Origin of the sequence: Capnocytophaga sp. oral taxon 323 (assembly GCF_001278825.1) — a bacterium.
Lineage (GTDB): Bacteria > Bacteroidota > Bacteroidia > Flavobacteriales > Flavobacteriaceae > Capnocytophaga > Capnocytophaga ochracea.
Genome location: NZ_CP012589.1, coordinates 2,268,363 through 2,292,267 on the forward strand (window position 1 = coordinate 2,268,363; position 23,905 = coordinate 2,292,267).

A 23,905-nucleotide genomic window follows, 5' to 3' on the forward strand; every position below is an offset into this window, starting at 1 on the left:
CAATGGCGCGAACTTACCTACTTGTATTCTTTGTATTACTTTCTCTACCTCTTTTAGCTCAGCAGGTAGATTTAGAGAATATAGATACTCAGCTGAAAGAAAAACTCAAGAAGAAACCTTTTTCTATCTCCGGGAGTGCTTCGGTAAGTGGTGTGTATAACCAGGCGTCTGATAGTGCTACTAATGAACCTTTCTTGTATTTCTTCAATGGTAATATTACTTTGGGCTTTTACGATTGGACGATGCCTATCAATTATCGATACACCAATCAAGGAGATGCTTTAGACTACCAAATTCCCTTTAAGTTTAATCGTCTAAGTCTGCACCCTAAATACAAATGGATTTTAGCCCATATAGGTGATGTGAGTATGAGCTTTTCTCCTTATACATTCAACGGTTTACAATTTACAGGAGGAGGCTTAGAGCTCACCCCTGAAAAATATCCTTTAAGAGCTTCGTTTATGGGAGGTAGACTTGCCAAAGCAACTGAATACGATGGTCGCCCTCAAACTATACCTACCTATGAGCGTTGGGGTTATGGCACGAAGCTCTCCTATAAAAAAGAAGATTTAGAAATAGGCGGAATTCTTTTCTTTGCTAACGATAAAGCTAATTCTCTATCGGTGCCTATTCCCGATGAGAAGAAAATATATCCACTATCCAACCAAGTGTATTCAGGATTTGCTAAATATAAACCTCTGCATTTTGTAGAAGTGTTTGGTGAATATGCTTTAAGTCTTTTGGGCAATACTCAAAGCCAAAAGCAGGATTTTACAGCTTACAATGCAGGTATTAACTTTATTTTCACGAAGGCGAGTGTAGGGGTACGTTACGAGAAAGTAGACCCCGATTACAAGACTTTAGGGGCTTACTATTTTGTAAACGATATGGAGAATATCACCCTAAACAGTTCGTTGAATTTATTTAATGGCAATGTGTCAATAGCTACTAGCATAGGACGACAACACGACAATTTAAACCAACAAAAGCCTAAACAGTCCAACCAGTGGGTAGGCTCAGCCAATGTAAATGCCAAGGTTACGTCTAAACTATCTCTTTCAGGAAGTTATAGCAACTTTACGATGTTTACTAATAAACTTATCAATCCTTTTGATAGAATCAACAATCCGCAACTCTATGAACACCCTCAAGACTCTATCAACTACCGACAAGTATCACAAAACACGAATGCCAACATAGCTTATGCTATCAATGAAAAACAGAATATAACTCTTTCGTATTCTTTCAACGATGTGGTGAATAAACAAAATGATATAGTACGCAGGGGAGGGATTTCTCGTTTTCACAATGCAGGAGCTGCCTATATGGTACAATTTCCTGAAAGTAAACTCAGTTTATCACCTTCCTTCAACTACTCATATAGTATTGTAGCGAGAGAAAAAACAGAAGTGATGGGACCTTCTCTTACGGTGGGAAAAGCGTTTTTTGAAGATAAACTTAACACTACACTTTTAGGAAACTACAGTGTTTCACAATCGGCCACCTCCAAAGGTAGCACAGCTAATGTGCAACTAAATATAAACTTTCTTCCTTGGAAAAACCACCAGTTTACCTTGAGCGCCTTACAGTCATTCCGCAATGCTGAAAGTGATACTCAAAACACTTCGGCACAAAGTACTAATGTGAGTATAGGTTATACCTACCATTTTGAAAAGGTAGAATTGCCTTTTCCATCGTTTAAATTTAAGAAAAAGGAGAAAACTCCTAAAGAGAAAAAGCCTCGTAAGGAGAAAAAGCAAAAAGTTGAAAAAGCAGAAGACCTTGAGAAAGCTAAGGATACTATTCCATTACAAGAGGAGAAAGTAATGCCAGAAGTTTTTACAACGGTAGAAGAACCTATAGAACAACAAGTGACAGCAACTACAGAAGTTGTAATTACAAAAGATATACCTGAACTTTCAAACATCACTGATTTGAGTTTTATGGGAGAACTGAATACTCAAATTGCAGAGGTACACTGTCAGTTGCAAGTAAGTGCTAAGAAAGATAAGAAACGTTTGTTACAAGAGCAAAAGCTACTTGTAGAAAAAGCTAAGAAGCAACAAGCTGACTATCGTTATTTTGTATTCCGTTGTTTGAAGAATTTGTATAAACAAGCATTGGAAAGTGATGACAAGTTTAAAGCAGACCTCTTTGCTAAGAAACAAGCCTATGACTTGAATAATACTGCTGAAAATCAAGAATTGCTATACAAAGCAGAGGAAGGCTATCAGGCACATCTTTGGATGCTTAATGAGCTGAAAGATATTACTATGGAACATTTGATTCAAGAAAAAGGACTGCTGAGCAACTTTGCTGAACAACATAAAGAAGAGATTTATCAAACCATTGCTCAAAAGCTATCCCCTCAGCAAAAAATGGATGCTATCTCAGTGTTATTAGCTGATTTTTATCACAAAGCTTTTTTCAATAGCAGTAGTAATTAGTTCAGAGATATAAAAAAAGCGCCCTAAGGCGCTTTTTTTATATCTCTCTTTACAGTTTCTTCTTTACTGCTACTTCTTGAAAGGCTTCTATTATATCGCCTTCGTGAATATCGTTGTAGTTCTTGATCTGCAAACCGCAATCATAACCTTTGCTCACCTCTTTTACATCGTCTTTGAAACGTTTGAGTGAAGAAAGTTCACCCGTATAAATCACCACATTGTCACGCAATAGACGTATCTTAGAGTTGCGGTAGATTTTACCATCGGTTACCATACAGCCCGCAATGGTTCCTACTTTAGAAATCTTGAAGAGTTCGCGTATCTCTACTGTACCAGTAACCTCTTCTTTGAATACTGGTGAAAGCATTCCTTCCATTGCGTCTTTGAGGTCGTTGATAGCGTCGTAGATGATAGAGTAGGTACGGATATCGATAGATTCTTTTTCTGCCAAGGCGCGTGCGTTGGTCATCGGACGAACGTTGAAACCAATGATAATAGCATCGGAGGCGGAAGCCAATAATACATCAGACTCGGTAATTGCTCCCACGCCTTTATGAATGATAGACACTTGTATCTCTTCAGTAGAGAGCTTTTGGAAAGAGTCAGTAAGTGCTTCTACTGAGCCGTCTACGTCACCTTTAAGAATAATATTCAACTGTTTGAAGTCACCCAGTGCAATGCGTCGTCCTATCTCGTCAAGGGTGATGTGGCGTTGCGTACGTACTGATTGTTCGCGTTGTAATTGAGCGCGTTTAGCTACAATCTGTTTGGCTTCTTTTTCGTCTTCGAATACGTAGAATTTATCACCTGCTTGTGGAGCACCGTCCAATCCTAAGATAGAAATAGGAGTAGAGGGGCCTGCTTCTTTTACCTTCTTACCTCGTTCGTCGTGCATAGCACGTATTTTACCAGAGTTGGTACCTGCCAGTACATAGTCGCCTACGTGCAACGTACCCGATTCTACCAATATAGTAGATACATAACCACGACCTTTGTCAAGAGCTGCTTCCACTACAGTACCTACCGCCGGTTTGTTGGGATTTGCTTTCAGTTCAAGAATTTCAGCTTCTAAGAGTACTTTTTCCAATAGTTCAGATACACCGATACCTTGCTTTGCCGAAATATCCTGCGACTGTATTTTACCGCCCCATTCTTCTACGAGGAGATTCATAGTCGCCAAGTGTTCTTTAATTTTATCGGGGTTCGCATTCGGTTTATCAATCTTGTTAATAGCAAAGATAATAGGTACTCCTGCGGCTTGTGCGTGACTAATAGCCTCTTTGGTTTGAGGCATCACATCGTCGTCGGCAGCTACCACAATAATAGCAATATCGGTTACCTTAGTACCACGAGCACGCATAGCAGTAAAGGCTTCGTGACCAGGAGTATCGAGGAAAGTGATACGCTCACCACTTTCTAATTTCACGCTGTAAGCCCCAATGTGCTGAGTTATACCCCCGCTTTCACCTGCAATTACATTTTCTTTACGAATGTAGTCTAAGAGCGATGTTTTACCGTGGTCTACGTGACCCATTACAGTAACAATAGGAGCACGAGGTACTAAATCTTCAGGTTGATCTTCTTCGGTATGGATAGCTTCTTCGATGTTAGCTGTTGCAAATTCCACCTCATAGCCAAACTCATCAGCTACTATTGAGAGGGTCTCGGCATCGAGACGCTGGTTCATTGTTACCATAATACCGAGAGACATACACGCACCAATCACCTTATTGATAGGCACATCCATCATTGTAGCCAGTTCGTTTACTGTTACAAACTCGGTTACTTTTAGTATTTTTTCTTGTTGTTCTTGTTCTGCGAGCTCTTGTTCTACCTTTTGTCGGTGTGTTTCTCGTTTTTCTTTGCGGTATTTAGCCCCCTTAGATTTTGTACCTTTACCTTGCAAGCGCTCGAGGGTTTCGCGCACTTGTTTTTGTACTTCTTCTTCAGAAGGTTCTATTTTGGCAATAATCTTGTTTTTCTTTTCTTTCTTCGTGTTGTCACCACCTTTAGCCACATTCACTTCATCTTTGCGAATGCGTTTGCGTTTGCGTTTTTCGCTGTCGCCGGTAGTATCAGTAGCGCTATTAGTAGTAATTTGAGTCTCTTTATCCTTGTCTTTGTGACGGTTGCGTTTGCGCTTTTTCTTCTTTTTCTCAAACTGACTGAGGTCTATTTTCTCACCCACTACTTTAGGACCTGTGAGCTTTTGGTACTGGGTTTCAATTACACCTGCGGGAATCTCAGAGGTGAGTTCTTCCTTAGAGTTATGGTTCTGTTGTTCCTTCTTCTTTTGCGTAGCAACGGTTTGTGCCAATGGATTTTGATAAGCAGATTTATTCTTTTGAGCGTCGGGTTTATTGTTGTCTTTTTTCTTATCTTTTTCTTTATTGTTCTTGGCAGACGGCTGAGATTGCACTGTTCCAGGAGTTGCTTCTTGCTTCAAGGTTGTTGTCTTTATTTTAGAAGTAGTTACTTCCTGCTTTGAAGTAGTAATTTCTGGTTCTGGTGCTTCTTGAGTAGGAGCTGTTCCTTCTTTTTTATTACCTTCTTCAAGGTCTATTTTACCTACAGGTTTGAGCCCAGCCAGTTGAGCCTTAGCTTTTATCACTTCTTGCTCCTGCTGTTTGCGCTTCTCTTGGTTTTCTTTCTCTTGCTCTATGCGGATAGCCTCACGCTCTTTGCGCTTGTCTTCCACTATCTCTTTTGAAACCTCACGCTTACTCTTGTCGGCGTTAAATTTGTTCGAAAGGAACTTCACAATATCTTCTGTAATAGAAGTATTAGGGTTAGATTCTATTTCTATCCCTTTCTCCTTCTTCAGATATTCTACGGCTGTTACCATAGAGATATTGAACTCCTTTAAAACTTTGCTTAATCTTATTTTTTTTCCCTCGCTCATATATGTTTATTAAAATCCATTCCTCTTTTAAGAAGAAAGGATACATTATTCTTTGTTTAAGTTGTAGGGAATCTACCTCCCTCATATACTCTGCTTTCACAGATTTTTTTTTTACCCTATTCAAACTCTTCTGCCAAAATGCGTAGCACTTCGTTTACGGTCTCTTCTTCGAGGTCAGTGCGTTGCATTAGCTCTTCGGTAGAAAGTTCCAATACACTCTTAGCTGTATCAAGTCCTGCTTTTTGCAGTTCTTCAATCACCCATTCTTCAATTTCGTCGTTAAACTCGCTAAGCTCAATATCTTCTTCGGTTGCTCCTTCGCGATATACGTCGATTTCATAGCCTGAAAGCTGACTCGCCAAGCGAATGTTATAGCCCGATTTACCAATGGCTTTCGATACTTCTTCATTTGCCAAATACACATCAGCACGTTTTTCTTCTTCGTTGATAATCACTGAAGATACACGTGCAGGTGCCAAGGCACGGGTGATGAGCAGTTGTGGGTTATTGGTGAACGGTAATACATCGATATTCTCATTGCCCAACTCGCGCACAATACCGTGAATACGAGACCCACGCACACCTACGCACGCACCTACCGCATCAATACGGTCGTCGAATGAATCTACAGCCACTTTTGCTTTCTCTCCTGGGATACGCACGACCTTGTTAATAGTGATAAGCCCGTCGGCAATCTCGGGGATTTCTTGTTCGAACAAACGCTCCAAGAATAGAGGAGAGGTACGCGACATAATAATGGTAGGTTTGGTACTTTTCAGCTCTACTGATTCGATAATTCCGCGCACGTGCTCGCCTTTCTTAAAGAAGTCTGACGGAATTTGTTTTTCCTTAGGAAGGATAATCTCATTGCCTTCGTCGTCTAATAAGATGATAGCTTTGTGACGGATATGGTGTATTTCGGCTACGTATAGCTGACCTATCAAGTCTTTGAAACGCTGATAGATAGTCATACTATCGTATTCGTGAATTTTAGAAATCAGGTTTTGGCGTAAAGCTAAGATAGCACGCCGACCCAAGTCATTAATTTTAATTTCCTCTGAAACGTCTTCTCCTACCTCAAAATCGGGTTCAATTTTGCGAGCTACCGAAAGTTCAATTTGCTGATTGTCGTTCGTTACTGCACCGTCTTCCACTACCACACGGTTGCGAAAGATTTGTAAGTCGCCTTTATCGGGGTTGATAATAATATCGAAATTATCGTCAGAGCCATATTTCTTTTTTAGGGTATTGCGGAAAACCTCTTCCAAAATAGCCATCAAGGTTTCGCGGTTGATGAGTTTATCATCTTTAAACTCCGAGAATGATTCGATTAATTCAAGACTATTCATATACGTTTAATTAAAATTTAATGATTACTTTAGTTTCTTTTATATCGGTGAGCGCAAACAAGTGCTCTTTTTTTACAGTGATTTTACCTTTACCTACGGGCTTCGGTTCGCGAGTTTCAGTTTCGAGTACGGCTTTACCTTCAACAATGCCTTTCAGTACTCCTTCGTGTGTTTTACCATCGAGTGTTGTGATTTGCACGGTTCTACCCACATTTTTAGTGTATTGGCGTTCCATTACAAAAGGCTCAGTAGCACCAAACGAAGTAACCTCCAGGGCGAAATCTACCACCTCGCGGTCTAAAGAGTTTTCAATAGCACGGCTAAGCTCTATACAATCGTCAATACCTACGCCCTTATCCCCGTCGATAGTCACGCGAATGGTATTGTCAGTTCCTACGCTTAAATCGGTTAGAAATAGTTCAGTGTGCTCGCTTAAAGCCTTATTAACTAACTCTTTAACTTGGTCTTTGAAATTCATTTGCTATAAAAAGAGGGGACTTAAATGTCCCCTCAAGTATTACTTTTCGGTGCAAAGATACGACGAATTTTCTAAATAACAAGAAAAAAAGTAAAAAAAGTTTGGAAGTTATAAAAATAAGTAGTACCTTTACCACGTGAAATTTAACTAACGCATAAAACTATCAATATTTGTATAGATAGGCATTTGGTAGGTCATAAAGGTATTAAAAGTACTAATAAACTGATTGTTAAGAATAAAATAAAAACAGTAATTACCGCCGTTATAACACCTTTTTTTCTTGATAAAAACATCTGATAAAAAAACTGTTAATGAATGCTTTATATACCCTTTGTATAACAATCGTTCAAGATTCGTATAAGCTTTGTATAAGCTAAACCTAATTTTAGAGTAGGTCGCTTTCATAACTCTAAACTCATAACTTTTAACTAAAAAAAATAGATTCTTATGAAAAACATTTTAGTAACCACCGATTTTTCAGAAAAGTCAATCGCTTCACTACACGTTGCGATTAACTTAGCCAAGCAACACAATGCCAAAGTATATGTGTTGCACGCCATTGAACTTCCTATCCGCTTAATGACCGAAAGTCAAGTATCGGTTCCCGAAGCGATGTATTTCCTCAACCTTACTAAACAGCGTTTCAACGACCTTAAAAAGGAAATTGATACCACTGTCGAAGTGATTGACCTTGTTGAAACCGCTCCGCTACCCGAAGCTGTGGAAGAAGTTGTAAAGAAATACCATATCGACCTTGTGTTTATGGGCTCTAATGGGGCTTCAGGTGCCAAAGAACTCTTTATAGGCTCTAATGCTGAAAAAGTAATCCGCTCTGCCTCTGTGCCTGTATTGGTAATTAAAAATCCACACGAAAAGCTCAAAATTAAACATATGATGTTTGGTTGCGATTTCTCTAAACGATTTTTAAAACCTTTTGAAAAGGCACTGAAACTTGCCAAAGTATTTGGTGCTAAGGTTGATTTGGTGTATGTTAATACTCCTTACCAATTCCTCACTACTTCCGAAATAAACAAACGTATGGAAGAGTTCCTTAAAGAAGCTGAACACTCTCATCAGCATTTTGAAACACACGTTTATAACGATATTCGTGTAGAAACAGGAATCTTAAACTATGTGAAGGAAAACAATATAGACCTTATCTGTATGTTCCCTAACGGACGTAAGGGTATTGCTCACTTCTTCAATGGAAGTATCAGTAGTGACCTTGTAAATCACTCCAGCACACCTGTGCTCACTATTAAATTAGAAAAGTAGGAGAATGTTAATGTAAAAAGGCTGTAAGAAAACTCTTACAGCCTTTTTATTAATCATTATTTTACTAATCTTGCTATTTCCTTAAATCGCGGGTGCTCGGCAGTGCGCAAGAGAGCAAAGAGTGCCGCTTCGGTGCTTAATAGAGTAGCTCCTGCATCACGTAGCATTGTGAGCCCGATGTGCTTATTGTTTTCGGTACGCGAAGATACTGCATCGGCAATTACAGATACTTCATAACCTTCAGCGAGTAAATCGAGCGCAGTTTGGTAAATACAGATATGAGTTTCAATACCTATGAGCAATACGTGCTTGCGATTGTTAGCCTTAAGCTCTTTGCGGAACTCAGCATTGCCCCAAGCTGAAAAGCTACTTTTCTTCACGGAGGTTTTGCCTTCTAATATCTCAGCAATCACAGGGTGAGTAGCACCCAACTTATCGGGCATTTGCTCCACCCAAATGATAGGAAGCTCTAAGAGCTTGCACCCCTCAATAAGAATCCTGCTGTTGTGTAACACTTCTTCCGATTTATAAACGATTTGTGATAACTTCCCTTGAATATCAAGGATTACCAATTGTGTATTTTCTGTTGTCATACTATTGATTATTATTAATTGATACTATTTTATCTCTTATCTAAGTCGAATCCTGCTCTTCTTATTAAAGCATCTATAGAGGGCTCTTTTCCACGAAAGCGTTTGTAAAGGGTCATTTCCTTCTCACTACTACCTTTGCTGAGCACTTCTCTGCGGAAACGAGTAGCTACCTCAGTATTAAAAATACCTGCTTCCTTAAAAACTTCAAAAGCATCAGCATCTAACACTTCCGACCATTTGTAACTATAATACCCTGCGGCATAGCCTCCACTAAAAATATGTGAAAAGGCGGGCGAGATACACATTGCTTCCACAGTTGGATAGAGTTGAGTTTCTTTGGTAACTGTTTGTTCGAAAGTGTGAACATCTTCAAGGCGTTCCAAATGAGGGTAGGTATGCCACGCCATATCTAAGAACCCAAAGTTTAACTGACGCACACTTAAAAGTCCTTCCATAAAAACACCAGCTTTTTTTATTTTTTGCACCCATTCTATGGGCAAAGGCTCACCTGTTTGGTAATGTGTTGCAAAAAGGCGCAAGGTTTCTTCTTCGTAACACCAGTTCTCCATCAGCTGGCTGGGAAGCTCTACAAAGTCGCGGGCTACATTAGTACCGCTTAGAGAAGGATACGTAACCTTAGAAAGCATACCGTGAAGAGCGTGCCCAAACTCGTGGAAGAGAGTCGTCAGTTCGTTGAAGGTGAGCAAGGAAGGAGCCGAAGCAGTAGGGCGCGTGAAGTTACACACTATGGAAATGTGTGGACGCGAATCTTTTCCCTCACTATCAGTGTATTGCTCTTTGTAAGAGGTCATCCACGCACCATTGCGTTTGCCTGTACGTGGAAAGAAATCGGTGTAGAAAAGGGCGAGATATTCTCCTTTATCATCGGTTACTTTGTAGGTTTGTACTTCGGGGTGATACTTTTCTACCTCATCGGTAAGGGTGAAGTGCAAACCGTAGAGCTTATGTGCTACTGCAAACATTCCTTCCACTGCTTTATCCAAAGATAAGTAGGGTTTTAATAGAGAGTCATCTATTTGATAGCGCTGTTGTTTCAGTTTTTCGGCATAATAAGCAAAATCCCATTGCTGAAAGTCATCAAGTCCTGAAAAGGCTTTTAGTTCTTCTAATTCTTTGATTGCTTGCGGTTTGGCTTTAGCTAAAAGTTTATTCAAGAAATCCATTACCTTTTCTGATGTTTCTGCCATACGTTCTTCTAATACCAAAGAGGCATAATCGGGATAACCCAACAGTGAGGCGCGTTGCGCACGTAACTCAGCGATACGCAACACATTGGCTTCGTTATTATAAGCACTATCACCTGCACAACGACTGTGATAGTCAATAAAAAGTTTACGGCGTAACTCACGGTTATTAGCATATTTCATCACGGCGGTATAGACAGGCAGGTCGAGGGTGATTGCCCAACCTTCTTTATGGTGCTTTTTGGCTTCGGTAGTGAGCATCTCTAATACAAAGTCGGGCAGACCGCTGAGCTCTTCTTTATGGGTAATCACCCATTGGTAATGCTGTGTTTCAGCCAATACATTTTCTGAAAACTTCAGTTTGAGGCGCGCTAATTCCTTGTCAATTCTGCGCAAATGCTCTTTATCATTCGATGATAAATTTGCACCATTGCGAGTAAAACTCTTATAAGTCTTTTCAAGTAGAGTATGTTGTTCTGCTGAAGCGGAAAGGTAATTGCGGGTTTTGTAAACTGCTTCAACACGTTTAAAAAGTACTTCGTTCAAACGGATATCATTGCTGTAATCGGTGAGCAGAGGCGAGATGCGTTGAGCTTCTGCTTGCAGGGTTTCGTTCGTTTCGGCACTGTTCAAGTTGAAGAACATCGCCGTAAGTCGGTCGAGTTCTAATCCCACATAAGCCAAAGGCTGTATTGTATTCATATAGGTAGGCACTTCTGGATTATGAGCAATGGTATCGATTTCTTTGAGGCTTTTGGCAATAGCTTTTTCGATGGCTGGTAGATAGTCGGTAGGAGCAAAGCGCGAAAAGGGCGCTGCGTTATAAGGTGTTTGGAACATATAGGTTGTTTTTTATTATAAGAGTGCAAATATATATCTTTATGCGGGAATTAGCAAATTAGCAGAAGAGAAAACAGATAGATGATACTAATTTTTTCAGTGAAAAGAAAAATATTGAAACATAAAGGTGGAAAAAGGAAAATGAATTTTGGAGCCTTCTGAGACGAACCTAAAGCGAACCTAAGGCGAAGGTAAGGCGAAGCTAAGACGAATAAAAGGTGCTTTTAAGTTGATTTTGAGGTGATAAGAAGAGGGGTTTAAGTTGAGTGAAGTTTTAAATTTTGTTAAAGTCAATTTTCTAAACGAAACACTTCTGACTATAGCCAACAGAAGACAAATTTGTCAATTAAAAAATGTTTTGTACTTTTGCACTCATTATGGAAATACTCTATTTACACGGTCTCGATAGCTACTTACAAGACGATAGGCGCGCAGTGCTCACCCCTTACGGTGAAATCTTCGCCCCTACGATTGACTATCGGAATGCGCCTAACCTCTTTGCTGAGTTACAAAAAGAGTATGCTGAGGTTGATGTGCTTATAGGTTCGAGTCTTGGAGGGCTCATTGTCTATTACCTCGCTCAAAAGCTTGGAAAACCTTGCTTGTTGTTCAATCCTGCACTTACCTATCGACACGAAGTACCTTTTAACACCCAACCCAACCCTAATTACCGCACTTATATGCAGATAGTTATCGGTTTGCAGGACGACGTCATTACACCGTGGGAGTCGCTATCAGTTCTCCGAGAAGATATGAGTCCTCAGCAAAATATAGAAATTCACCTCTTGAATACTATGGCACACACTTATCCCATAGAGATTTTTGAAAAAGAAGTGAAGGAGTTTTTTGAGGCAAAAGGAGTGAACCACACGAGCAGATAGCAGGTAAAAAGATAAATAAGGACTAAATATTAATCATTAAAAATTAATAACTAAATATAATGTATCCACTCAGAAGAAACCGTCGTTTGCGCGTAAACGATACGGTACGTAGTTTGGTAAAAGAAACGATTGTTACCCCTAATGATTTTCTTGTACCTCTCTTTGTAGTTGAAGGTACTGGCGTAAAAGAAGAAATAGCCTCTATGCCGGGTTATTACCGTTATAGCCTCGACCTATTGGCAAAAGAAGTAAAAGAGCTTTGGAGCTTAGGACTCAAATCGGTATTACTGTTTGTGAAAGTGCCTGACGCTCTCAAAGACAACAAAGGCGTAGAGGCAGCCAACCCTAATGGCTTGATGCAACGCGCTATTAAAACTGTGAAAGAAGCAGTTCCCCAAATGCTCGTAATGACTGATGTAGCGCTCGACCCTTATTCTATTTATGGTCACGATGGCATTGTGGAAAACGGACGCATTGTAAACGATGCTACTGTAAATGCTCTTTGTACAATGGCACTCTCACATGCTCAGGCAGGTGCTGATTTTATTGCGCCCAGCGATATGATGGACGGACGTATCCTCGCCTTGCGCGAAACCCTTGAAGACAATAGCTTTGAGCACGTAGGGATAATGGCTTATAGTGCCAAGTACGCCTCAGCTTTCTATGGGCCTTTCCGCGATGCACTCGACAGTGCTCCCGTAGACCAACAGGATATCCCTAAGGATAAGAAAACTTACCAAATGGACTATCACAACCGCCTCGAAGCCTTACGCGAGACCCGTATGGATATAGAGGAAGGCGCTGATATTGTGATGGTAAAACCAGGGCTTTGCTATTTAGACATCGTTCGCGAGGTGAAGAATATGAGCGAAGTGCCCGTGGCTGTTTACCAAGTATCGGGTGAATACGCGATGCTGAAAGCTGCTGCTGCCAACGGTTGGCTCGACCACGATGCTGTAATGATGGAACAAATTGTGAGTATCAAGCGTGCCGGTGCTGACCTTATCGCTAGCTATTTTGCTAAGGAAGTCGTAAAACTTTTATAGGCAACAGTCTCCCTGAGGGAGATAAATTGAACAAATCACACCAAATCAAACAGGGAATCTATATCTTTGTTTAATTTTCTTATTGATTTTTGTTTAATTTCTATGACTTTAGTCATACTGCTTTACAAAACAAGAATACTTAATTAATTTTCATAGCGCAAGCTATATTTCTTTAAACACTAATGAAAAAACACTTTTTAACATTCGCCACTATGGCACTTTTAACCGCTTGTGGTGGCGGAACGAACAACAATAACACCACCACCGATAGTACTACCCAAGAGGCAACCACTACTACACCTGCCCCTTCAAACAGTACACCAGAGCCCGATTTTTCCGATTGGCAAAACAACAAAGGGATAGGCCCCGTGAAGACCATCACCCCACCCTTAGCCGATACCCCCGATGCAGCAATGGCAGCTAAAGGAGAAGAAACTTTCAACACCTATTGCACCGTGTGCCATCGTCCTAAAAAGCGACTCACAGGGCCTGCGATGATAGGTTTGCTCGACCGCCGTACGCCAGAGTGGGTGATGAATATGATTCTTAATCCCGATGTGATGGATAAGCAAGACCCTATCGCCAAGAAGTTGGTAGAAGAGTACAACACCTTAATGCTCAACCAGCGCTTGAACGAACAGCAAGCTCGTGAACTTTTGGAGTACATCAGAACAATAAAATAAGAAATAATTGTTCATTATTTATTTTTTTGTACCTTTGCCGAGTGAATAACTTAAAATAAGAATCACTAATGAAGAAGCTTGCACTCAGCTTAGCTATTATAACAAGTGTTGCACTTATATAAAAGGCAGTTGATAGCAACTGCCTTTTTCTATTATACCCTTATGGAACCTATTTCTGTAATAATTATTCTTACTACACTCGTGCTTTCAGCTTTCTTTTCGGGGTTTGAAATCGCTTACGTGTCGTCTAACAAAGTACACGTAGAAATCCTTAAAAAGCAAGAAGGAGTGATTGCTAATGTGCTTACCAAACTCACCCGAAAGCCTTCTAAACTACTGGCTACTATGCTTGTGGGCAATAACGTAGCCCTTGTAGTGTATGGGTTTGAAATGGGAAAAGTAATGACAGTTCTTTTGCCTCCTTTCTTCCAAAATGTCCTTTGGCATACCATTATTTCTACCCTCATAATTCTCATCACGGCAGAGTTTATGCCCAAAGTGTTCTTCCAGATTTATGCAAACCAACTCCTGAAAGTATTTGCTATTCCTGCATACTTTTTCTATCTGCTGTTCTATCCGTTTTCCAGTTTTGTGATGTGGATATCCGATTTTGTCTTACGCGTATTCTTCAAGACGAAAGGCGATTATGTGCCTCTTTCGTTCTCTAAAGTAGAGCTAGTAGATTATATCTCCGAACAGATGGAAAACGCTCCTAAAAAAGAAGAGGTAGATAGTGAGGTGCAGATGTTCCAAAACGCCTTGGAGTTCTCGGGTGTAAAAGCACGTGAAATAATGATTCCGCGTACTGAAATAGTAGCCGTGGAACTCAATGAATCTATTGAAAATCTTATTGCTACCTTTGTATCATCAGGGTTTTCCAAAATATTGATATACAACGAAAATATAGATGATATTTTGGGTTACGTTCACTCTTTCGATATGTTCAAGAAGCCAAAAAACATTAAAGAAGTGCTTATTCCTATTGTGAATATCCCTGAGACTATCCAAATAAACGAAGTACTAAACATTCTCACCCGCAAACGCAAGAGTATGGCAGTGGTGCTTGATGAGTATGGTGGTACTTCGGGCATTGTAACCTTAGAAGATATCGTAGAAGAACTCTTTGGCGAAATAGAAGACGAGCACGACAAAGATAAGTTTATAGAAGAACAAATATCCGATACTGAATACCTTTTTTCAGCGCGTTTGGAGGTCGAATACCTCAATGAAACCTATCATTTGGATATCCCAGAAAGCGAGGAATACGAAACACTTGGTGGTTTTATAGTGCTTCATAACGAAGGAATCCCTACTCAAGGCGAAGTGATAGAGATTCCTCCTTTTATCTTCACTATCGAAGCCTGCTCACAGACTAAAATAGAAACTGTAAGACTTACCGTGAATAACGAATAGCGAAAAGTGATTAATCCCCTTTAAAAATAGTGTGTTAACCCCTGTTAAAGAAGAGAGGTACGGAGTCGCAAAAGGATTACTGCAATACCTTATTAACTATTAATCACTAATCATTAACCATTAAAAAAAGACCCTCCCTTTCGGAAGAGTCTTTTTTCACAATGCATATAAATACTACTACTAACTCCAAAATGAATACTTTTAAGTTGATAAAATTTTATGAACTTAAAAGTATTTGTTTTTTCTCATAAAATTTTGTCTTTAAATAGCCTAATAAATGACTTTGTAATTTAGTTTTTTCAGTCTTTGCTTTAATGATTCAATGTTTCTTATAGTAATTTTGATTAACAATGTTTATTTTAGCAATCTCTGTGTCTTCTCAAAATCTTGTTTCAATGAATAATTTTTATCTAACAATGTTTCTTATAGCAATTTTTCAGTAATTTTGTTTAATTCAGTTTTTTCAAGCAATTTTTAGTGTCATCATTTATTATGATTTAAATGCACTTGCAAGTCTTACTAACATCCCGTCTGTCAAACTTACACTTTCTATATTGAAAATAGCGTGCCAAAAATGATAAAGTAGCCTTTTTTACACTTAAATAGCTTATTATCAATACCTAATACTATTTTAGATTCTTTACTTCAATATCCCTAAAATCTTCATTTTGTGTATACGCTACACGATTAACCTGTATAATATTCTCATTTTACACGGCTCATTTTCAGTTTTCTCCCGCACGAAAAAGAAGCAGTATCAAAATTCACACTAAACAAGATAATTGATATTATTCTATTTCTTCAGTTCTTAATACCATCGTCTTACCGCCCTCTTAACTTTCCTTATTTATCGCTTTATTTTCCTCAAAAATCCATTTTATTCTTCATTTTTAGCTATTCATTATCAACTATTTATATACCCTTTCTATACCAATCGTCCAAGATTCGTATAAGCTTCCTATAAGCTCTCTATAAGCTAAGCATACCCATTTTACCTTTCATCTTTCACCTTTTACCTAACTCACCTCCTTCGAACTTCTTCGTTATCTTCCGGAAGTTCAAATTCATTTCTGATATCTCAAAGTTTTTCTAATATTTTCTAAGTCTCTTTGAGATTTTCCAAGTCTAAAATTTAAAAATCTTCTTGCTTTTCAGGAAAGAATCAGTATCTTTGTAAAAAAATAATAGAATTATGAGTATTGCAGTATGAACACAGAATCCAAATATTCAGTTTATAACCGACCGATAGTACGGGAAACTATAAAATAGTTTAAGACATAATGAACACCTTACTTTTTACCTCTGAAGAAATAGACCTCAACCCTCGTGCATCTTGGGGAGAGCTTTTGCAAATAGCTTTTGTAAATAAGGAGCAATATTTTTCTATAAGTAGATTAGCTTATGAAGAAGAACTTTATTTTGAATACAATGAGCAAACTCATTATATTTATGCCTTGTGCCAAGATGTAGTGTTTGAATTGAAAGCCAATGCCTTGCATATTCATATCACAAAGAAGCTAAAAGGTAATTGCCCTTTCAGTACTATTAGAATACAATTACCTTCTTTTTCTGTTGATTTAGAAGAAGTGTTGCAAGAATTAAAAAAGAAAGTCCGATAAAAGGATTATCGGACTTCTTCATTAACCAACCAAAACTTTAAATTATGAAAACTATTATTTGAAGTTTACAATGAGCTACCACCCTCATTGCGACGCAAAGGTACGAATAAAACAGTACCTGTCAAGCGTATTTTTAAGTTTAACAAAAGTTTAATATAAAAGGGGCTCCATAAGCCCCTTTTTAGCGTAAATTTAATACTTGCGCACTTATTTTTTTAAGATTTTATTTACCATTTTTATTTGGCATTACGTGCTTCAATCCACTTGCGGGCATTGATAAATGCCTCTAACCAAGGGCTAACCGCTGTTTTTTCACTCGGATAGTACGCCCATTGCCAAGGGAAAACTGAACGCTCTATGTGAGGCATCGTTACCAAATGGCGCCCTGTTTTGTCGCATAACATAGCCGTGTTGTAATCAGAGCCATTAGGGTTGGCAGGGTACTCCTGATAAGCGTATTTACCTACGATATTGTACTGATTTTCTGCCAATGGCAAGTGGAATTTTCCTTCGCCGTGTGATATCCATACCCCTAAGGTACTACCTGCAAGGGTGGAGAGCATCACCGAGTTGTTCTCTGGAATGGTTACTGATACAAAACCACTTTCGTGCTTGCCACTATCATTATGCCACATTTTTCCGTGCTCTGCGTGCTCAGGATTGATGACTTCTAATTCCATAAACAACTGACAGCCATTGCAGATACCTACTGAAAGGGTATCGGGGCGAGCAAAGAAGTTGTCTAATACTTTTTTAGCCTGCTCGTTGTAGAGCAAAGCCCCTGCCCAACCTTTGGCACTGCCTAATACATCGGAGTTAGAGAAACCACCTACAGCCCCTATAAATTGTACATCTTCTAAGGTTTCACGTCCGCTGATAAGGTCGGTGGTATGTACGTCTTTCACATCAAAGCCTGCTAAGTATAGGGCATTTGCCATTTCGCGCTCGGAGTTGCTACCCTTTTCGCGTATCACTGCCGCTATAGGGCGTTTGCCTGCGGGGCGTGCGGGTTTTTCGCCCGTGAAATGCGCTGGTAAAGTGTATTGTAAAGGCTGTTCGGAGTAGTTTTGATAACGCTCGGTCGCCTTGTCGTTTTTCGTTTGTTGTTTATCTAACAGGTAAGAAGTGAGGTACCACACATCGCGCAATTCGGGGATATTGAAATGGTACGATTTTCCGAAATGGTGAATAGTAAGTTCTTGTGAATTAGTTACTTCGCCTATATTAGCCCATTCTAAGAAGTTTTCTTCTAAAGTAGCTTCAACACTGCTATCGGCTTGAATTACTACCCCTGCATTTTCAGCAAAAAGGGTTTTGATAAGGTCTTCATCGGCTGAAAGTCCGCTCAAATCGATAGTCGCTCCTAAGTCGTTTTCGGCAAAGCACATCTCTAAAAGCGTTGTGATAAGTCCGCCGCTACCAATGTCGTGTCCTGCTTGTATTTTTCCTTCTTTTATCAGTGATTGTAATACGTTGAAAGCTATTTTAAAGCCTTCGGCATCTTTTACAGTAGGAGCTTTGTCGCCTATTTTGTTTAATACTTGGGCAAAAGCCGAGCCTCCTAATTCAAATTGAGCGCCCGAGAAGTTGATATAATAAATGTTACCTCCATTGCGTTTGAGTACGGGCTCTACCACTTTTTGCACGTCGGTACAATGGGCAGCTGCCGAAATAATCACCGTACCTGGGGCAATCACATCACCACCTTCGGGGTATTTTTGTTTCATTGATAGGGAATCTTTACCGGTAGGGATATTGATACCCAATTCAATCGCAAAATTAGAAGCTGCTTCTACGGCTTCGTACAAACGCGCGTCTTCTCCTTTATTACGGCACGCCCACATCCAGTTGGCGGATAGCGATACACTTTGCAAGCCGTCTTTTAGTGGCGCCCAAACAATGTTAGTCAGTGCTTCGGCAATGGCATTGCGGCTGCCTGCGGTAGGGCTGATGAGTGCCGTAAGAGGCGAATGACCAATACTGGTAGCGATTCCTTCTTTGCCATTGTAGTCCAAAGCCATAACCCCTACGTTGTTCAAAGGGAGTTGTAGTGCGCCTGCACATTGTTGTTTGGCGACTTTGCCCCCTACACAACGGTCTACCTTATTGGTAAGCCAGTCTTTACAAGCCACACTTTCTAATTGCAGTACTTGTACCAAATAGTTCTGTAACTGACTTGCATAGTAGTGTAACTCTTCGTAATTAGTAACTACTGTTTCATCGGTCATTACAGTTTTTGGCGAACTGCCAAAGAGCGCGCTGAGGTCTAAATCCATTGGGTGGGTACCTTTCTTTGCGGAGGCAATGCTAAAATGCTTGTCGCTAGTAACTACGCCCACTTCGTACATAGGCGCACGTTCACGGTCGGCAATGGTTTTCAGTTTGGTAATAGCCTTTTCGGGCAAAACCAATCCCATACGCTCTTGAGATTCATTACCTATAATTTCCTTGTCCGATAGGGTAGGGTCGCCTACGGGCAGTTTGTCTAAGTCGATTTTACCACCAGTTTCTTCTATAAGTTCCGATAGACAGTTGAGGTGTCCGCCTGCTCCGTGGTCGTGTATAGAAACGATAGGATTCTCGTCCGATTCTACCATCGCGCGAATAGCATTGGCAGCGCGTTTTTGCATCTCGGGGTTAGAACGCTGTACGGCATTGAGCTCAATACCTGTACCAAAAGCCCCAGTATTGGCAGATGATACGGCAGCCCCTCCCATCCCGATGCGGTAGTTTTCACCGCCTAAGATAACGATTTTGTCGCCTTCTTGAGGGGTGTGTTTTATAGCTTGTGAGGCTTTGGCATAACCTACGCCTCCTGCTTGCATAATTACCTTATCGAAGCCTAATTTGCGTCCGCCTTCTTCGTGTTCAAAGGTGAAGAGAGAGCCCGTAATGAGTGGTTGCCCGAATTTATTACCAAAATCGCTTGCCCCGTTAGAGGCTTTGATGAGGATATCCATTGGCGTTTGGTACAACCATTGGCGTTCAGCCATTCCTTTTTCCCAAGGGCGGTCTTCTTCTAATCGAGGGTAAGCCGTCATATACACAGCCGTACCTGCCAAAGGCAAAGAACCTTGTCCGCCCGCGAGACGGTCGCGTATTTCACCTCCCGAACCTGTAGCAGCCCCGTTGAAAGGTTCTACCGTAGTGGGGAAGTTGTGGGTTTCGGCTTTGAGTGAGAGCACTGCCTCAAAAGGTTTTACTTCGTAGAAATTGGGTTTATCAGCACTTTTGGGTGCGAACTGGTCGACAGTAGCCCCTTTGATGAAAGCCACATTGTCCTTATAAGCCGAAACAATGCTATTAGGGTGTTCTTGTGAAGTCTTTTTAATGAGTTTGAAGAGGGTAGAAGGTTTTTCCTCACCATTGATAACAAAAGTACCGTTGAAGATTTTATGGCGACAGTGTTCGGAGTTGATTTGCGAGAAGCCAAACACTTCCGAGTCGGTGAGTTTGCGCCCGAGTTGTTGAGAGAGATTTTGCAAATAGGCAACTTCTTCGGCGCTTAGCGCAAGCCCTTCTTGTTGGTTATATGCCTCGATATCATCTATTTCAAGTGTTGTTTGTGGTTGAATGTCAATAGTAAAACTGTCTTGGGTAAGACCGTTATATCGCTCAAAGAGCATAGGGTCGAAAGGTGTATTGGGGTCGGTTACCTCGTGAAACTCCTCAATACGGGTAATCCCGTGAATGTCCATATTTTGGGTGATTTCCACCGCATTGGTACTCCAAGGGGTAATCATCGCCGCACGGGGTCCGATGAAAATACCGCTAAGGGTAGGGTAGGGGAGTTGCTGGGCATTGCCAAACAGCCATTTCAGTTTGTTGAGGTCGGTCTCAGTAAGGGCAACTTCGGTAGCTACCACATAGATAGTGTTTTTGGAGTTTTTAAAGAAAAGAAGCATTATTATCCAATTAACGATTAGCAATTAACAATTAATAATTCAGTTATTGAGTAGTATTTTTCAAAAATTTAGGTAGCATTAGTAAGAAAGGTATGCTGTTATTATAATTCAGTTTTTCGTAAAAGAACCCTAACAGAGCTATATTCTTGTAGTAAGTTTCACGCTGTTCCCAATAATTCATTTCAGAGGGTATAAACCAAGCATTTTTACCTATTTTTTCAGCTAAGAACCATTTTTCGAGTAAGCGCGCTGTACGCCCGTTACCATCGTCAAAAGGGTGTATCTTTACTAAAAATAAGTGCAATAATGAGGCATAGAAGAACGTTTCTTGTACAGATAATGTTCGTTTTATGAGCTCTTCTAAGAAATTACAAAAAGCGTCAAACTCACTTTTCACTTCTTCCTTAGCGCAGGCTTCATAGATAACGATTCCTTTTGCCACATCACGTATAATCATATCCGAAGTACGCACTTTTCCTTGTGAACTGGCGGTTAGCAAATTCTTTGTAATAATTTTATGTGCTTTCAGTAGGTTAGCAACAGTAAGGGGGGAGTTCTGAGCAAAAGTGTAGGCAGCAAACACATCATTAGGTTTTTCAACTAAGTTTTTTTGATAAATTACTCCATTTAATTTATGTTTCAAATAGCTATCGATGTCTAATACTTCTCCTTCAATTTTCGAAGAAGCCATAGAAGAAACAGCCGTATAGAACTGAAAACTCTCCTTTGTAAGAGGTATTTCTTTTATTTTTGAGAGAAATAGAGGAATGTTTACCTCTATCTTTTTCTTGTAGAGCTCAAATAATTTATCTGTGATACTAATTGCTTCAGAGACTTTCATAGTTATTCATTCTTTCCCTTTATCCGCTACTTTATCATATAATAATAGAGGTTTCTTTTTCAGTGCTTTGCGTTGTGTTGGTGCTGTTGTTGCAAGCTACCATTGCCGTTGCCAAAAGAGCTACCATACTTAGTTTTTTCATAGGTGTTTTTTCTAAGATGAAACTTGCGACAAAGATACGAAATAATTATGAATAATATATTAAAAACTTTTTAATTAAAAGAATAAATTATTTTTATAGCAGAAGTACTCATTATACACCTCTAAGAACCCAGATTTGTACCACTGTTCTTCGTCTTTTGTTCGTTGTTTGTTCGTTGTTTGTTCGTTGTTTGTTCGTTGTTTGTTCGTTGTTTGTTCGTTGTTTGTTCGTTGTTTGTTCGTTGTTTGTTCGTTGTTTGTTCTTCTTTTCTTCGTTCATTTTTTATCTGCCCGTGCGGCTCGCACCGTCTTTTGTTCGTCTTAGCTCCGAATAACGTTTGATTATAAAGCTATTACAGCTGAGCTGTTTACTGTTTTCGCCATAGATTATTTCTATAATAGAACTTGCTCCAAAGGTATGAAACAAATTGTAATTAGCAACAGATAAAGCCTTCGTTTTTATTTATGACTCTGGAAATATTCATATACTTTCTTACCTCTAAAGCCTGCTATTTGGGTAAGCTCCTCTAAAGTAGCTTCTCTTACGCGTTTTACCGATTTAAAATGTTGTAAGAGTACTTCTTTAGTCTTTTCTCCTATGCCCTCTACTCCATCAAGCTCCGATACAATAGCCGATTTACTCCGTTTTTGCCGGTGGAAGGTAATCCCAAAACGGTGAGCTTCATCACGTAACTGCTGTATCACTCGCAAGGTTTCCGAACGCTTGTCTAAATACAATGGAATACTATCCTCAGGGAAATATATTTCTTCCAAACGCTTCGCAATACCTATAATAGCTATCTTTCCGCGCAGTTCTAATTGCTCTAAGGCTTTTAATGCCGAAGATAATTGTCCCTTCCCGCCGTCTATTACAATCAGTTGTGGCAGAGGTTGCTCCTCGTCCAACAATCTCCGATAACGTCTATATACGGCTTCTTCCATCGAGGCAAAATCGTTAGGGCCTTCTACAGTTTTCACGTTAAAATGGCGATAGTCTTTTTTGCTTGGCTTCGCATTCTTAAATACTACACACGCCGATACGGGGTTCGTACCCTGAATATTCGAGTTGTCAAAGCACTCAATATGTACCGGAGGGACAGAAAGGTGCAAGTCGCGTTGCATCTGGGTGAGAATACGGTTCGTATGGCGTTCGGGGTCTACTATTTTCTCCTGCTTGAATCTATCTTGACGGAAGTGTTTGGCATTGCGCATCGATAGGTCTAAGAGTTGTTTTTTCTCACCTGCCTTAGGAATAGTCGCTTGTAATCCTTCTGAAAGAGTAACCTCAAAAGGCACAATAATCTCTTTGGAATTAGAGAAGAAACGTTCACGAATATCAATAATAGCGTATTCCAAGAGCTCTCTATCGGTTTCTTCCAATTTCTTTTTAATCTCCAAAGTATGAGCTCTCACAATCGCTCCGTAGGCTACTTGTAGGAAATTTACATAACCGTACTCTTCGTCCGAAACGATAGAAAATACATCTACATTGCTAATTTTACTACTTACGATGGTCGATTTTGCCTGATAGTTCTCTAAACTCTGTATCTTTTGCTTGATGAGATGTGCTTCTTCAAATCGCATTTCCGAAGCCAGTGCCATCATCTCCTCTTTAAACTGATGTAATGCATCTTTGAAATTCCCTTTGAGGATTTCTACAATCTGCTGAATATTCTGGTTGTAATCTGCTTCGTTTTGGTATCCTTCACAAGGTCCTTTACAATTTTTCAGATGATATTCCAAGCACACTTTGAACTTGTGGTTAGCGATGTTTTGCGGAGATAAATCGTAATTACAATTGCGCAAAGCGAAGAGCTCTTTTATCAAATCTAAAAGTGTGTGTACGGTTTTCATACTGGTATAAGGGCCAAAGTACAACGAACCGTCTTTTACTACCCTACGCGTAGAGAATACGCGTGGAAATCGCTCTTTCTTCACACATATCCAAGGATAGCTCTTGTCGTCTTTTAGGAGAATGTTATAGCGCGGTTGGTATTTCTTGATAAGGTTGTTTTCGAGTAGTAATGCATCACTCTCGGTAGCTACGACTATGTGTTCTATACGCACAATTTTCCTCACCAAAATACGTGTTTTGGCACTGTCGTGTTCCTTTTGGAAATAAGAAGAAACGCGCTTTTTCAAATTGACGGCTTTCCCTACATAAATAAGCGTGTCCGTAGCATCGTAAAACTGATAGACACCAGGATTATTAGGTAAGGTTTGCAATTGAATTTCGATAGAAGGAAACATAAACAATTAGTAATTAATAACTGATAATTAATAATTA

Annotated in this window: 16 protein-coding genes; 7 read left to right on the forward strand and 9 right to left on the reverse strand. The window is 39.8% G+C overall.

The window, feature by feature from the left end; genetic code table 11:
• The first annotated feature begins 2 nt into the window (after window positions 1-2).
• Window positions 3-2,447, forward strand: coding sequence for a primosomal protein (locus AM608_RS09930; RefSeq protein ID WP_053581634.1), 2,445 nt, complete (start codon window positions 3-5; stop codon window positions 2,445-2,447).
• A gap of 49 nt (window positions 2,448-2,496) precedes the next feature.
• Here the strand turns inward: AM608_RS09930 and infB are convergent, their stop codons facing one another.
• From infB to rimP, 3 genes are all read right to left on the reverse strand, one after another.
• Entirely contained in the window at window positions 2,497-5,349 is a 2,853-nt protein-coding gene (gene infB, locus AM608_RS09935) for a translation initiation factor IF-2 (RefSeq protein WP_053581635.1), read from the reverse strand.
• Between the two features lie 116 nt (window positions 5,350-5,465).
• The gene (nusA, locus tag AM608_RS09940) at window positions 5,466-6,698 is read right to left on the reverse strand and encodes a transcription termination factor NusA (protein ID WP_053581636.1); all 1,233 of its coding nucleotides are present in this window, start codon (window positions 6,696-6,698) and stop codon (window positions 5,466-5,468) included.
• Between the two features lie 10 nt (window positions 6,699-6,708).
• Window positions 6,709-7,176 carry a ribosome assembly cofactor RimP gene (gene rimP / locus AM608_RS09945; protein ID WP_053581637.1) on the reverse strand — a complete coding sequence of 156 codons (468 nt, stop codon included), beginning with the start codon at window positions 7,174-7,176 and terminating at the stop codon, window positions 6,709-6,711.
• 447 nt (window positions 7,177-7,623) lie between these two features.
• Between rimP and AM608_RS09950 the strand changes: the two genes are divergently transcribed.
• Window positions 7,624-8,451, forward strand: a complete 828-nt coding sequence (locus tag AM608_RS09950; protein ID WP_053581638.1) for a universal stress protein — start codon at window positions 7,624-7,626, stop codon at window positions 8,449-8,451.
• Window positions 8,452-8,507: 56 nt separating this feature from the next.
• On the opposite strand, the gene AM608_RS09955 is transcribed toward AM608_RS09950, so the two are convergent.
• The gene (locus AM608_RS09955; protein WP_053581639.1) at window positions 8,508-9,044 is read right to left on the reverse strand and encodes an isochorismatase family protein; all 537 of its coding nucleotides are present in this window, start codon (window positions 9,042-9,044) and stop codon (window positions 8,508-8,510) included.
• Window positions 9,045-9,073: 29 nt separating this feature from the next.
• Window positions 9,074-11,089 (reverse strand): M3 family metallopeptidase, encoded by a 2,016-nt coding sequence (locus AM608_RS09960; protein ID WP_053581640.1) that lies wholly within the window; start codon window positions 11,087-11,089, stop codon window positions 9,074-9,076.
• A gap of 353 nt (window positions 11,090-11,442) precedes the next feature.
• Here AM608_RS09960 and AM608_RS09965 point away from each other — a divergent pair, with 353 nt between their 5' ends.
• The 5 genes from AM608_RS09965 (at window position 11,443) to AM608_RS09985 (ending at window position 16,731) form a co-directional block, all read left to right on the forward strand.
• A complete protein-coding gene (locus tag AM608_RS09965) occupies window positions 11,443-11,970 on the forward strand; it encodes a YqiA/YcfP family alpha/beta fold hydrolase (RefSeq protein ID WP_082315863.1) in 528 nt (175 codons plus the stop codon).
• A gap of 59 nt (window positions 11,971-12,029) precedes the next feature.
• A complete protein-coding gene (gene hemB / locus AM608_RS09970; protein ID WP_053581641.1) occupies window positions 12,030-13,016 on the forward strand; it encodes a porphobilinogen synthase in 987 nt (328 codons plus the stop codon).
• Window positions 13,017-13,198: 182 nt separating this feature from the next.
• Entirely contained in the window at window positions 13,199-13,699 is a 501-nt protein-coding gene (locus AM608_RS09975; RefSeq protein WP_053581642.1) for a cytochrome c, read from the forward strand.
• A gap of 162 nt (window positions 13,700-13,861) precedes the next feature.
• Window positions 13,862-15,112: a hemolysin family protein gene (locus AM608_RS09980; protein ID WP_053581866.1), complete on the forward strand. Its 1,251-nt coding sequence runs from the start codon at window positions 13,862-13,864 to the stop codon at window positions 15,110-15,112.
• 1,280 nt (window positions 15,113-16,392) lie between these two features.
• Window positions 16,393-16,731, forward strand: coding sequence for a hypothetical protein (locus AM608_RS09985; protein WP_053581643.1), 339 nt, complete (start codon window positions 16,393-16,395; stop codon window positions 16,729-16,731).
• A 236-nt stretch (window positions 16,732-16,967) separates the two neighbouring features.
• On the opposite strand, the gene purL is transcribed toward AM608_RS09985, so the two are convergent.
• From purL to uvrC, 4 genes are all read right to left on the reverse strand, one after another.
• Window positions 16,968-20,636: a phosphoribosylformylglycinamidine synthase gene (gene purL / locus AM608_RS09990; RefSeq protein WP_053581644.1), complete on the reverse strand. Its 3,669-nt coding sequence runs from the start codon at window positions 20,634-20,636 to the stop codon at window positions 16,968-16,970.
• A 43-nt stretch (window positions 20,637-20,679) separates the two neighbouring features.
• Complete coding sequence (locus tag AM608_RS09995; RefSeq protein ID WP_053581645.1) at window positions 20,680-21,477, reverse strand: Fic family protein; 798 nt, start codon at window positions 21,475-21,477, stop codon at window positions 20,680-20,682.
• A gap of 253 nt (window positions 21,478-21,730) precedes the next feature.
• Entirely contained in the window at window positions 21,731-21,898 is a 168-nt protein-coding gene (locus AM608_RS12175; RefSeq protein WP_157466325.1) for a hypothetical protein, read from the reverse strand.
• A gap of 179 nt (window positions 21,899-22,077) precedes the next feature.
• The gene (gene uvrC, locus AM608_RS10000; protein ID WP_053581646.1) at window positions 22,078-23,868 is read right to left on the reverse strand and encodes an excinuclease ABC subunit UvrC; all 1,791 of its coding nucleotides are present in this window, start codon (window positions 23,866-23,868) and stop codon (window positions 22,078-22,080) included.
• Window positions 23,869-23,905: the final 37 nt, after the last annotated feature.

Bases quoted from the DNA above. Each gene is read 5' to 3' on its own strand.
- AM608_RS09960 (WP_053581640.1), bottom strand. From the start codon at position 11,089: ATGTTCCAAACACCTTATAACGCAGCGCCCTTTTCGCGCTTTGCTCCT.
- AM608_RS09975 (WP_053581642.1), top strand. From the start codon at position 13,199: ATGAAAAAACACTTTTTAACATTCGCCACTATGGCACTTTTAACCGCT.
- AM608_RS09950 (WP_053581638.1), top strand. From the start codon at position 7,624: ATGAAAAACATTTTAGTAACCACCGATTTTTCAGAAAAGTCAATCGCT.
- AM608_RS09930 (WP_053581634.1), top strand. From the start codon at position 3: ATGGCGCGAACTTACCTACTTGTATTCTTTGTATTACTTTCTCTACCT.
- AM608_RS09965 (WP_082315863.1), top strand. From the start codon at position 11,443: ATGTTTTGTACTTTTGCACTCATTATGGAAATACTCTATTTACACGGT.
- AM608_RS12175 (WP_157466325.1), bottom strand. From the start codon at position 21,898: ATGAACGAAGAAAAGAAGAACAAACAACGAACAAACAACGAACAAACA.
- AM608_RS09995 (WP_053581645.1), bottom strand. From the start codon at position 21,477: ATGAAAGTCTCTGAAGCAATTAGTATCACAGATAAATTATTTGAGCTC.
- hemB (WP_053581641.1), top strand. From the start codon at position 12,030: ATGTATCCACTCAGAAGAAACCGTCGTTTGCGCGTAAACGATACGGTA.
- AM608_RS09980 (WP_053581866.1), top strand. From the start codon at position 13,862: ATGGAACCTATTTCTGTAATAATTATTCTTACTACACTCGTGCTTTCA.
- nusA (WP_053581636.1), bottom strand. From the start codon at position 6,698: ATGAATAGTCTTGAATTAATCGAATCATTCTCGGAGTTTAAAGATGAT.
- AM608_RS09955 (WP_053581639.1), bottom strand. From the start codon at position 9,044: ATGACAACAGAAAATACACAATTGGTAATCCTTGATATTCAAGGGAAG.
- uvrC (WP_053581646.1), bottom strand. From the start codon at position 23,868: ATGTTTCCTTCTATCGAAATTCAATTGCAAACCTTACCTAATAATCCT.
- rimP (WP_053581637.1), bottom strand. From the start codon at position 7,176: ATGAATTTCAAAGACCAAGTTAAAGAGTTAGTTAATAAGGCTTTAAGC.
- infB (WP_053581635.1), bottom strand. From the start codon at position 5,349: ATGAGCGAGGGAAAAAAAATAAGATTAAGCAAAGTTTTAAAGGAGTTC.
- AM608_RS09985 (WP_053581643.1), top strand. From the start codon at position 16,393: ATGAACACCTTACTTTTTACCTCTGAAGAAATAGACCTCAACCCTCGT.
- purL (WP_053581644.1), bottom strand. From the start codon at position 20,636: ATGCTTCTTTTCTTTAAAAACTCCAAAAACACTATCTATGTGGTAGCT.